Raw genomic sequence first — 12,922 nt, 5'->3', positions numbered from 1 at the left:
GATCAGCAACAGTGCAAAACAAAATAAAGTAGTTGCATCTAATTTAGCTACTAACTCTTTAAAATCACTATTTGAATTTGTAATAAATCACAAAGATGTTTTGGAGAATATTCAATCAGATTTTGAAAGAAAGAAAAACATCTACTTCCCAATAATGAAATTAATAGATATGTACTTCTGGCAAGTTGGGTATGAAGAACGGTATACTAAAAGAACTTAATATTATTATATAAACAATAACTGTCAAAGTCTACGCTATATTTAAAAAACCAATTCATTAGATGTTTTATATCAAGCTTTTTAAAACTGCTGACTAAATGTTGACTAGTTAATAAATAAAAAAATCCATAAAACTTTATAAATAAAGTAATTACGGATTTTTTAAGTGGAGTCGGAGGGATTCGAACCCTCGTCCAAACAAGTAATATAATAGCTTTCTACACGTTTAGTTTTTGTTTAATTTTCGTCGATAGGAAAGACCAAAAACCGCCAACTTATCGCTTATTCTCAATTAAGTTTCGAAATTATATCAAGATCCTATAATTTCTAGGTCTATTTTTACGATACTCAAAACCAAACGCCATAAACCAAGGCTTTTGAAGAGTATCCTGCTTGTCTACCTTGTAGACCGAGGCATTATCCTACTAAAATTCAGATTATGCAGCTAGGGCGTAGTTATTCTCGCCGTTTAAAAAAGTGAAATATGATATTTACGAGCTATATCTCAGCGCTCGACGTGCTTACTACCTTATTAATCTCGCTGTCAAAACCAGTCGACCCCAGTAGTATTTTCCGAAATTTGATCATTATATTTATTTCGAAAACAAAATATGTTCTCAATTTGACCAAAAATACTTTCGGGCAGCAAAGATAATCATAATTATCATATCTTTACCTTCATTTTTTAGTACAAAATTTATACCAATTCATATGACTAAGTTCGGTGTCATTAAAGAGCGAAAAAACCCGCCAGATCGTCGTGTAGTTTTTTCGCCAGATGGCCTAAAATCAGTAGTGACCAAATTTCCTCAAGCTTCTTTTATTGTAGAATCTTCTAATGTTAGAGTTTTTGACGACTCTGAATATGAAAAAGCCGGCTTTACCGTTTCAGAAGATCTCTCTGACTGCGATGTACTACTTGGTGTAAAAGAAGTGCCTATTGCCGCTTTATTACCTAATAAAAAGTATTTTTTCTTTTCGCATACGATCAAAAAGCAATCGTATAACAGGGATTTGCTAAAGGCAGTCCTCAAAAAAAATATAGAACTGTATGATCACGAAGTCATTATAGGACAGCATGGTTTCAGGTTAATAGGATTTGGGAAATATGCTGGTATCGTAGGTGCATATAATGGGTTTAGAGCCTGGGGACTTAAGTTTGATACTTTTGCTTTACCTAAAGCTGAAACACTTAACGATCAAGAAGCATTAGAGACCGAATTATCTAAAATCAAATTACCAAATATAAAGATTGTACTTACCGGGAATGGAAAAGTAGGAGGTGGAGCCAAGGAGATTCTTGATGCGATGAATATCAAGGAAGTTTCTGTAGACGAATATTTGAATGCTACGTTTGATGAACCCGTTTATGTTCAAATCGATGTGTTGGATTATAATAAACGCAAAGATGGGCGTACAATAGACAAGGGTGATTTTTATACTAATCCACAAGAATATGAAGGAGATTTTATGCGATTTGCAAAAGTGAGTGATATGTATATTGCCGGTCACTTTTTTGGAGACGGGGCACCTTATATTTTTACTAGAGACGATGCCAAGTCCAAAGATTTTAATATCAAATTAGTGGCAGATGTTTCATGTGATATTGATGGGCCTGTTGCTAGTACAACTCGATCATCTACAATTGCAGACCCTGTATATGGATATGATCCGCAGACCGAAACAGAAACCGATGTTAAAGACCCAAATGCAATAGGAGTAATGGCAGTAGATAATTTGCCATGCGAATTACCCAAAGATGCTAGTAAAGGATTTGGTGAAATGTTTTTAGAACATGTAATTCCTGCATTTTTTAATGATGATAAGGATGGTATTCTCGAAAGAGCAAGAATGACCAACGACGGAAAGCTGACAGAAAGATATAGTTATCTTCAGGATTATGTAGAGGGTAAAGAATAATGTTAATAAATAGATCAATATAATATGACAACTCAAGAGCTGGTTGCCCAAATACGTGCAAAACAATCATTTTTGTGTATAGGACTAGATGTGGATATAGATAAAATTCCTAAACATTTATTAGATGAAGAAGATCCTATTTTTGAGTTTAATAAAGCAATTATAGATGCAACACACCATCTTGCCGTTGCCTATAAACCTAATACTGCTTTTTATGAAGCCTATGGTATCAAAGGATGGAAATCTCTGGAAAAAACAATCAACTATTTGAATGCAAATTATCCAGAGGTTTTTACAATTGCGGATGCCAAACGAGGAGATATTGGTAATACAAGTACAATGTATGCCAAAGCTTTTTTTGAAGATTTAGCGTTTGATTCTGTTACGGTTGCTCCTTATATGGGTAAGGATTCTGTAGAACCATTTCTGGCATTCGAAAATAAACACACCATACTTCTTGCGTTAACCTCTAATCTGGGAGCTTTTGATTTTCAGACAAAAGATGTAGAAGGAAAAGAACTATACAAACAGGTATTAGAAGTTTCTAAAGCATATAAGAACTCTGAAAATTTGATGTATGTAGTTGGAGCTACCAAAGCTGAGTATATTGCAGAAATTAGAAAAATTATACCTGATAGTTTTCTTTTGGTTCCTGGTGTAGGAGCACAAGGCGGAAATTTACAAGAAGTATGTAAATACGGATTGAATGATCAGGTAGGATTATTAATCAATTCTTCAAGAGGTATTATATATGCTTCAGACGGAACTGATTATGCTGACGCAGCAGCAAACAAAGCGTTAGAACTTCAAAAGCAAATGGAAAATATCCTGAAATAAAAAAAGGAACAAGAATAGTGAATATTCTTGTTCCTTTCCAAAAGGATAGATTAACGTCTATTGGCGTTAAAAACATGTTTTGCATAACCGTAAAGCCCGTATGCAATAAAAATAACAAAAAATGCCATTATACCATAGATGATAACATTTAGTAATATTGAACTCATAGCCCCAAAATTTTAATATTAATATCTTCTAAGATAAGAAAATATTTTTTGAAATCCTATTTTTAAACACTTAATTATTAGGTGTTTATGATTTTTTTATGATTTTTTTGAATTCATAAAAAATAATACAACTAGTGTTATGATATGTACAGATCAATTGGGTAGGAGAATAGAATTTTTAAAACCCCCAAAACGTATTGTTTCTTTGGTACCTTCGCAAACTGAATTGTTAGTTTCGTTAGGATTATCAGATGATATTGTTGGCGTCACTAAATTTTGCGTTCATCCAAGAGCGATAAGAAATCAAAAGGTTATTGTTGGTGGTACTAAGAAAGTCAATTTTGAAAAAATTAAAAAGCTAAAACCAGATATTATTCTTTGTAATAAAGAAGAAAACACAAAAGAAATCGTAACATATCTGCAAGAAGAGTACCCTGTGCATGTTTCAGATATTTTTTCTATACCAGAAGCTTTAGAAATGATTGAGCAATATGGAGAGATTTTTAACAAAAAAACTGAAGCCACTACACTGATATCTAAGATAAAATTAGAAAAAGAATCTTTTGATGGTTTTGTGTCTAAAATACCCCAAAAACGAGTAGCATACTTCATCTGGAAGGATCCCTGGATGGTCACCGGTAAAGATACATTTGTGGATCACCTCCTAAAAGTAAATGGTTTTGTAAATGTTTTTGGTGATAAAGATCGTTATCCAGAAATAACAAAAGAGGAACTTCGCTCAGTACAAAATTTGGATTTGATCATGTTATCTTCAGAACCATATCCTTTTTCAGAAAAACATATAAACGAATTAACAAATATATCCAATGCAAAAGTTATTTTGGTTGATGGAGAGTATTTTTCTTGGTATGGATCACGATTAGAAGAAGCTTTTTTATACTTCAAAACGCTGCATGAAGTGTAAAAATCAACCTATATTTTCTTTTGAAAAGAAATAATAAACTACAATAAGAATTAGACAGATGTCAACTAGATAGATTGTCCTTCGATTTCTTTTATTTGGATTAAGATTTCATCAGCTTTCATATGAAGCTGATCACTTTTGTTCTTATCTGTAAGTGCTAATTTATAGGCACTCTTCATTAGTTTACAGTAGGTATACTGTAATTTTTGTAATTCAGTTTTGTTCTTTAACCAAGCAAACATTTTTCTTCTCTTACATTAATAATACAAAGATACTAGATAATGAAAAGAAGGTTTCTTAAGAATCAGTTAAGGTAGTCTAAAATTGTGATAAATATAACTTCTGTAGCTTACCTACTGATCGAGAAACTTATTATTTTTTATCGATCTTGTAGAGCAAATACACGTCGTAATAAATCAGTTGTTCTAGAACTAAGTTTAGTCCGAATTTCTTTTTCCTCTACAGCAATCATAGCATATACCCCTTTAAGAGCTTCACCCGTTACATAGTCGGTTAGATCTGGGTTAACATTGTTTGTGAGTGGTATGGCATTGTATTTTCTAATAATATTAGACCAAATTTTATCTGCACCTACTTTAGAAAATGATTTATTGATTACAGGATTAAACTTTTGGTATAGTTGGCTGCGAGTCTTATTCTCAAGATACTGCGTAGCTGCACGATCATTACCTAATAGAATCTGCTTGGCATCATTAAACGTTATTTGTTTTACTGCGCCTACAAATATAGGTGTAGCCTCTTTTACAGCATCTTCTGCAGCACGATTAATTGCTTTTAATCCTTCATCAGCAAGCTTACTTAATCCAACATCTCTTAATGTTTTATCTACTTTTCGCAGTTCTTGTGGAAGAAGAATTTTAACAAGTTGATTTCTATAAAAGCCATCTTTTTGGGTAAGTTTTGTGACTTGTTTATCAATACCATTGTCTAAAGCTTGTCTTAGTCCATTAGAGATGTCAACATTGCTTAATCCAAAACCTCCGGTAGTTGTTTGTGGAAGATTATTTACAACTTGTTGTAACTCTGCACAACTTGACAATAAAAAGATAGCGAGTATAATAAAAATTTGTTTCATGATTTCTTATTAGATTTGAGATTGTAAGTATAGTTATAATAAATACGTCATTAAGATAAAATTGATAGTTAATCATAATTACGTATTGCAAATTTTACCTGACCTTTAAAAATTAATAAATGTAGCCAGATGAAATCAAATTTAATTTTTTTAATACTATCTATTCTAATTATTTCATGTAAAAATGAAAAAGTATCGATAAAAAACCAATCTGTTCCACAAAATGAATTTGATCAATATATTACTGTATTAGGAATTGCTCAGGATGGAGGGTTCCCACATATTAATAACACAAATGAATTTGTAACAGTTCAAAAAGGGCAGATTGATAAAGAATTGGTTACTGCATTGGGTGTAATTGATAAGAAAAATCATAAAAAATTTATATTCGAAGCAACGCCAGATATGCCAGAACAATTAGCTGTCTTGGATAATGAGCATTTAAAAAGTGATGCTATTATTGATGGCGTATTTTTAACACATGCACATATAGGACATTATACAGGGTTGATGCATTTTGGACGAGAAGCAATGGGAGCAAATAGGATACCCGTATATGCAATGCCAAGAATGCAATCTTTTTTAGAAACTAACGGCCCATGGTCACAATTGGTCTCTTTGCAGAATATAACCATTAAGCCTATACAGGCAGATTCTACTATTGCGTTAACAAATGCAATACAGGTAATTCCTTTTTTAGTACCTCATAGAGATGAATATTCTGAAACGGTAGGGTATAAAATTGTAGGGCGTAATAAAAAAGCACTGTTTATTCCTGATATCAATAAGTGGTCTCTTTGGGAGGAAAATATTGTTGATCAGGTTAAACAAGTAGATTATGCTTTTATTGATGCTACTTTTTTTAAAAATGGAGAAATTCCACGACCAATGTCCGAAGTTCCACATCCTTTTATAGAAGAAACTATTGCTATATTTAAAAATGAATCCAAAGAAGTTAAATCAAAAATAATATTTATTCATTTTAATCATTCGAATCCGGTACTTCAAAAAGGCTACAAAGGAAGAGTGACTCTTGAAGCAGAAGGGTATCATTTTGCAAATACTAAGGATGTTTTTCCTTTATAAAAAAAATACTGTAGTGTTGTTCTAAACGATTACTTTTTTATTGATCTGATTGTATTGTTTGGATTAATGTATGATTTTTAGAAAACTAATATGATTAATACTAAATTTGAGCTATAAATAATGAATGCATTAGATGAGTTAAAGAAATTATATAATTCTATAAAAATCATCCTTTTTGATGCATATTTCGTAAATTAGCAGCGTTAAAACCACTTTTTATTATCAATGGAACAAATAGCACCTTATACACCCAAGAATAAAGTCAGAATAGTTACAGCAGCTTCATTATTTGATGGACACGATGCCGCTATTAATATTATGCGTCGTATTATCCAATCTACAGGAGTAGAAGTCATTCACTTAGGTCACGATCGTAGTGTAGAAGAAGTTGTGAATTGTGCCATACAAGAAGATGCTAATGCTATAGCAATGACTTCTTATCAAGGAGGGCACAATGAATATTTTAAATATATGTATGATTTGCTAAAAGAGAAAGGAGCAACTCATATTAAAATATTTGGAGGTGGTGGTGGAGTAATCCTTCCAGAAGAGATCAAAGAACTTATGGATTATGGGATTACTCGTATATATTCTCCTGATGATGGAAGAGAATTAGGGTTACAAGGGATGATTAATGATCTTGTTAAAAGATCAGATTTCCCTGTAGGCGATCATCTTAATGGAGAAGTGGAGCATCTGGCAGAAAAAGAAATCGGTTCTATTGCTCGAGTTATTTCTGCAGCAGAAAATTTTCCTGAAGTAGCTAAAGATACTTTAGATCAGATTCATCTAAAGAATAAAACATCTAAAACACCTGTACTTGGTATTACCGGTACTGGTGGAGCTGGTAAATCATCACTGGTTGATGAGTTGGTTCGCCGGTTTTTGATTGATTTTCCTGAAAAAACAATTGGATTAATCTCTGTAGATCCTTCTAAACGTAAAACAGGAGGAGCACTATTAGGAGATAGAATTAGAATGAATGCTATTAATTCTCCTAGAGTATATATGCGCTCTCTGGCCACACGCCAATCTAATCTGGCATTGTCTAAGTATGTAGCAGAAGCAATAGAAGTACTTAAGGCTGCTGAATTTGATCTTATCATTCTCGAGACTTCAGGGATCGGACAGTCTGATACCGAAATCTTAGAACATAGTGATACCTCTTTATATGTGATGACACCAGAATTTGGTGCTGCAACACAATTAGAGAAAATAGATATGTTGGACTTTGCAGACTTGGTAGCCATCAATAAATTTGATAAACGAGGTTCTTTGGATGCATTACGGGATGTGAAAAAACAATATATGCGTAATCATCAATTATGGGATATCCCACAGGATGAGTTACCAGTATTTGGAACGATTGCTTCGCAGTTTAATGACCCGGGAATGAACACACTCTACAAGGAAATTATGGATAAAATTGTAGAGAAAACAGGGGCAGAGTTGAAATCTGATTTTCATATTTCTAAAGAAATGTCTGAAAAGATATTTGTTATCCCGCCAAGTAGAACTAGATATCTATCAGAAATCTCAGAGAATAACAGAGCATATGATAAAACTGCAAACACTCAGGTAGAAGTTGCACAAAAATTATATGGTATCTATAAAACGATCTGTAGCGTTGCTAATATCGATTCTATTGCTTTATCTAAGAATGGTATTGAAGAAGAGAGTCTTCAGAATGTAAAAACCGAGGATAATGCATCATTTTTGAAATTACTTTTGGCAGAGTTTGATAGAATAAAACTTAATCTAGATCCTTATAATTGGGAAATTATTACAGGATGGGCTGTTAAAGTCAAAAAATATAAAGATCCTATTTATTCTTTTAAGGTAAGAGATAAAGAAATTAAAATAGAAACACATACAGAGTCGTTATCACATAGTCAGATTCCTAAGGTAGCATTACCAAAATATGAAGCTTGGGGTGATATCCTGAAATGGTGTTTACAAGAAAATGTACCAGGTGAGTTTCCTTATGCTTCTGGATTATACCCTTTTAAGCGTACCGGAGAAGATCCAACACGTATGTTTGCCGGAGAAGGTGGTCCAGAACGTACCAATCGTCGTTTTCACTATGTGAGTTTAGGAATGCCTGCTAAGCGACTTTCTACAGCCTTTGATTCGGTAACACTTTATGGAAATGATCCCGATCAGAGACCTGATATTTATGGTAAAATAGGTAATGCAGGAGTATCTATTTGCTGTCTTGATGATGCAAAGAAATTATACTCTGGATTTGATCTAACACACGCCATGACTTCGGTAAGTATGACCATTAATGGTCCTGCGCCAATGTTACTGGGTTTCTTTATGAATGCAGCAATCGATCAAAATTGTGAGAAGTATATTAAAGAAAATAACCTTGAAGCTGAAGTAACAGCTAAAATCAAAAAAATATATGCCGAAAAAGGAGTAGAACGTCCAGAATATCAAGGCGAACTTCCTGAAGGTAATGATGGGTTAGGACTAATGCTTCTTGGTGTTACAGGAGATCAGGTATTACCTATAGATGTGTATAATGAAATTAAAACAACAACCCTAAATACTGTTCGTGGTACTGTACAAGCAGATATACTTAAAGAAGATCAGGCACAAAATACCTGTATTTTCTCTACAGAATTCGCATTGCGTTTGATGGGAGATGTACAAGAATATTTTATTGAGAAACAAGTGCGTAACTTCTATTCGGTATCCATTTCTGGATATCATATTGCAGAAGCAGGAGCAAATCCAATCACACAGTTAGCATTAACACTGGCAAATGGTTTTACGTATGTAGAATATTACCTAAGCCGCGGAATGGATATTAATAAATTTGGCCCCAACTTATCCTTCTTTTTCTCTAATGGTATTGATCCAGAATATGCAGTTATTGGCCGTGTAGCTCGTAAAATATGGGCAAAAGCTTTAAAAAATAAATACGGAGCAAATTCTAGAGCTCAGATGTTGAAATATCATATCCAAACTTCGGGTAGATCATTACATGCTCAGGAAATTGATTTTAATGATATTCGTACAACACTTCAAGCGTTATATGCAATTTATGATAATTGTAATTCATTGCATACCAATGCTTATGATGAAGCGATTACTACGCCAACAGAAGAATCTGTGCGTAGAGCAATGGCAATACAATTGATCATTAATAAAGAATTAGGGCTGGCTAAAAATGAAAACCCAATTCAGGGATCTTTTATTATAGAAGAACTAACAGATCTTGTTGAAGATGCAGTATTGGCAGAGTTTGACAGAATCACAGAACGAGGTGGAGTGCTAGGAGCTATGGAAACCATGTATCAACGTAGTAAAATACAAGAAGAAAGTTTGTATTATGAAACGTTGAAACATAATGGAGAATTTCCGATTATCGGAGTGAATACATTTTTAAGCTCTAAAGGATCACCAACGGTAACACCAGGAGAAGTAATTCGTGCAACAGAAGAAGAAAAGGAATATCAGATCAGAATGCTAAACGAATTGCACAAAGGAAATGCTGATACTACAGCAGAACTACTAAAAGAGCTGCAAGAAAAAGCGATCAGTAATCAGAATATTTTTGAAGCTTTAATGGATGTGTGTAAAAAATGTTCTTTAGGTCAGATCACATCAGCATTGTTCGAAGTAGGAGGGCAGTATAGACGAAATATGTAAGCATAGTATAGAATCCTTTTAATAAAGCCTCACAGGGATACTGAAACAAGTTCAGTACATGCCTGTGAGGTTTACTTTTTTATAGCATTTAATTAGCTCAATTAAAGACTAGATTTATTTAGGGTTTATCTAAGAAAGATTAATAATGATCAAAATTTCAATATCTTTAGACATGAGTATTACCATTTTAACTTTGAAATTGGTATAAAATCTAATTCGTGTTTAGTACCATAGAATATACAGTAACTGCAATTGTGTGCCTTATTTCGGCAATAGTGATTCAGCGTATTTTTAGCAAAGAAAAACTTCGTGGAGCTGATAAAAAGGCTATTCATGGGATTAAGTGGTTTGGACTGGCAATATTTGTTTGGGGTCTTGGAGCTCTAGTTAACTTGATTATGGTTGTAGGATTGCAATGGTCTTCGACCAATAAAATTCTGATTTATTTTGGAGTACTGGTTTCTTTAGCAAATTCGTTGTTTATTTTATTATCCCTTCCTTCAATAGAACACCCTCAAAAACCAGGTATTGTTGTACGACTGGTACAACGTTTTAGTGTTCGCGAATTTATCGGTCTCTTTTGTGGTGTTTTAGGAATGATCACTTTTGTTTTTATTGCATCTTCCTATGGCAATCCCGTGATTAGTAATAATTTTATTTGGTTGATTGATATTCCTATTTCTATTTTGGTGGCTATTTCATTGCTATATGAGCTTAATAAAGCTTTTGTAGGAAGGCAAATGAAGTTTATGTATTTGCCTACGTTTGCATTATTTGTGTTGATTGTGATCGCTGTTTCCCATCGTATGATACCGCAGGATAGAGTTTTACAATTTATTGATCAGCGATTTTGGGGAGTATTAGGTAGTATTACTGCTATTTCGTTCAAATTTCTTTTTATTCTTTTGTTTTCTATTCTTTTATACAGCTGGAAATTTCTTTCAGAAAAAGAACAACAACAAAGCCTGGCTCAAAAACTGGAAATTCAAAAAGCTAAGCTTAAGAAGGAAAATGAGCAATTAGTATTGGCAAACGAAAGCCATTTAGATACGATCAAGACATTAAAAAATAACCTAAAAACGATAAAAGCAACCTCAAAAATAGAACTTTCAGAAAGACAAAAAGAAGTTTTAGGGTATCTGGCGTATTATGGGAGTTATAAATCATATACCGAAATTGCTCAGGAAATGCACATTAGTACAGATGGGTTTCAGACCCATATTCATCAAATAAAAAAGATGCTTAACATAAGCGGGGCCGGAGGTAAAGAACAGTTGATTGCTTTTGCAAATGCTAATAGTTTTCTTCAGTATACTTCACTAAAAGATGATACGTAACCGTATACTTAACCATTCTGGTTATAAATTTTGAATACTACTTAACCTTTTGTGGTGTCAGTTTTTAGAGCAATTTGCTTTAAAAATTTCACTATGTTATTTCCTTATATTATTTCAGAACAAAATTTAGATGAAAATATCAATCGTGTTTTTGGCGATGCTACCAGTTGGTTTGTAGATGCAATTCTAGCGGAAATCCCTATAACAGAATCTGTAGGGATCCCTTGGGTGGTTGTGGTATTGTTATTAGGAGCTGGATATTTTACTATGTATTTTAAGTTTATTAATGTAAGAAGTTTTTATACGGCAATACAAGTAGTTCGAGGAAAATATGATGGAGTAGAAAACTTTGATCAGGAAGATTCGAATAAGTTATCTGCTGAAAGTACTTCAGTAGAAGAAAAAAATACTAATGATAATGTAAACGGAGAAGTTAGTCATTTTCAGGCATTAACTACAGCTGTTTCGGCTACTGTAGGTTTGGGTAATATTGCTGGTGTAGCAATAGCCTTATCCATTGGTGGTGCCGGAGCAACACTTTGGATGATTATTATAGGAGTGTTGGGGATGTCTTCAAAATTTGTAGAATGTACTTTGGGAGTAAAATACCGGGAGGTGGATAGTGAAGGGAAAGTTTATGGCGGCCCTATGTATTATTTAACCAAAGGGTTAGGAGAAAAAGGTTACGCTAAATTAGGTAAAGTGCTATCTGTTCTTTTTGCTATTATGTGTATAGGTGGATCGTTTGGCGGTGGTAATATGTTTCAGGTAAATCAAGCATTTAAATTGTTTGATCATGTGATAATTTCAAATAACTCAATGTTACATGGACAAGGTTGGGTATTTGGAGTTATTATGGCGATATTGGTAGGTGTTGTTATCATTGGCGGAATCAAAAAAATAGCAAGTGTAACTGATAAAATTGTACCCTTTATGGTATTGATTTATATCGCAGCAGTTTTGATTGTTTTGGTATTGTATAGTTCAGCTATTCCAGCAGCGTTTAGTGCGATTTGGGAAGGTGCTTTTCATCCGGAAGGAGTGATGGGAGGTTTTGTGGGAGTGTTAGTTCAAGGGTTTAGGCGAGGAGCTTTTAGTAATGAAGCTGGAGTTGGTAGTGCCTCAATAGCCCATAGTGCTGTAAAAACACGTTTTCCAGCGAGTGAAGGACTAGTGGCATTGCTCGAACCTTTTATCGATACCGTAGTTGTGTGTACGATGACTGCTTTGGTGTTAATTATAACCGGACAGGTAGATACAAGTGCCAAAATTGATTTTGAACAAGGGGTTCTCCTTACGGCCTCTGCATTAGAAAGTGGTGTTTCATGGTTTCCGTATCTTCTTACGATTGCAGTATTACTCTTTGCTTTCTCTTCTATGATTTCATGGTCATATTATGGATACCAGGCATGGAGCTATCTTTTTGGAAGAAGCAAACGCACAGAATACGTGTATAAGTTTATTTTTTGCTGTTTTACGGTAATAGGAGCTGCAGCTACACTAAATGCAGTTACAGATTTTAGTGACGCAATGATTTTTGCTATGATGGTACCAAATATGATCGGTTTATTCTTGTTAAGCTCTAAAGTGAAAGACGAATTAAAACGCTATAAAAAGAGTATTGCCGGAAGGAAGGGTTAAATAATTAGTATTGGAATGAAGAATGTATAAAATT

At 33.6% G+C, this 12,922-nt stretch carries 9 protein-coding genes and 1 other RNA gene; 7 read left to right on the top strand and 3 right to left on the bottom strand.

The window, feature by feature from the left end:
• Positions 1-383 precede the first annotated feature (383 nt).
• Positions 384-781, bottom strand: a transfer-messenger RNA (tmRNA) gene (ssrA, locus tag ATE84_RS21750).
• 149 nt (positions 782-930) lie between these two features.
• Here ssrA and ATE84_RS21745 point away from each other — a divergent pair.
• From ATE84_RS21745 to ATE84_RS21735, 3 genes are all read left to right on the top strand, one after another.
• Entirely contained in the window at positions 931-2,139 is a 1,209-nt protein-coding gene (locus ATE84_RS21745) for an NAD(P)-dependent oxidoreductase (RefSeq protein ID WP_101449958.1), read from the top strand.
• Between the two features lie 24 nt (positions 2,140-2,163).
• Positions 2,164-2,976, top strand: coding sequence for an orotidine-5'-phosphate decarboxylase (gene pyrF, locus ATE84_RS21740; protein WP_101449957.1), 813 nt, complete (start codon positions 2,164-2,166; stop codon positions 2,974-2,976).
• Between the two features lie 306 nt (positions 2,977-3,282).
• On the top strand, positions 3,283-4,068 hold the full coding sequence (locus ATE84_RS21735) for an ABC transporter substrate-binding protein (protein ID WP_101449956.1): 786 nt from the start codon (positions 3,283-3,285) through the stop codon (positions 4,066-4,068).
• Between the two features lie 65 nt (positions 4,069-4,133).
• Here the strand turns inward: ATE84_RS21735 and ATE84_RS25915 are convergent, their stop codons facing one another.
• Positions 4,134-4,310, bottom strand: a complete 177-nt coding sequence (locus ATE84_RS25915; RefSeq protein ID WP_143273684.1) for a Lacal_2735 family protein — start codon at positions 4,308-4,310, stop codon at positions 4,134-4,136.
• A 137-nt stretch (positions 4,311-4,447) separates the two neighbouring features.
• Positions 4,448-5,164: a DUF4197 domain-containing protein gene (locus ATE84_RS21730; RefSeq protein WP_101449955.1), complete on the bottom strand. Its 717-nt coding sequence runs from the start codon at positions 5,162-5,164 to the stop codon at positions 4,448-4,450.
• Between the two features lie 129 nt (positions 5,165-5,293).
• Between ATE84_RS21730 and ATE84_RS21725 the strand changes: the two genes are divergently transcribed.
• The 4 genes from ATE84_RS21725 (at position 5,294) to ATE84_RS21710 (ending at position 12,888) form a co-directional block, all read left to right on the top strand.
• Complete coding sequence (locus tag ATE84_RS21725; protein ID WP_101449954.1) at positions 5,294-6,250, top strand: MBL fold metallo-hydrolase; 957 nt, start codon at positions 5,294-5,296, stop codon at positions 6,248-6,250.
• A gap of 225 nt (positions 6,251-6,475) precedes the next feature.
• Entirely contained in the window at positions 6,476-9,910 is a 3,435-nt protein-coding gene (locus ATE84_RS21720) for a methylmalonyl-CoA mutase family protein (protein ID WP_101449953.1), read from the top strand.
• A 218-nt stretch (positions 9,911-10,128) separates the two neighbouring features.
• Complete coding sequence (locus tag ATE84_RS21715; protein WP_101449952.1) at positions 10,129-11,247, top strand: hypothetical protein; 1,119 nt, start codon at positions 10,129-10,131, stop codon at positions 11,245-11,247.
• A 93-nt stretch (positions 11,248-11,340) separates the two neighbouring features.
• The gene (locus ATE84_RS21710; protein ID WP_101449951.1) at positions 11,341-12,888 is read left to right on the top strand and encodes a sodium:alanine symporter family protein; all 1,548 of its coding nucleotides are present in this window, start codon (positions 11,341-11,343) and stop codon (positions 12,886-12,888) included.
• Positions 12,889-12,922 lie beyond the last annotated feature (34 nt).

It is taken from the genome of Aquimarina sp. MAR_2010_214 (assembly GCF_002846555.1).
GTDB lineage: Bacteria > Bacteroidota > Bacteroidia > Flavobacteriales > Flavobacteriaceae > Aquimarina.
The sequence above is the reverse complement of the archived record's forward strand: the minus strand, read 5'-3'. Positions and strand labels throughout refer to the sequence as shown.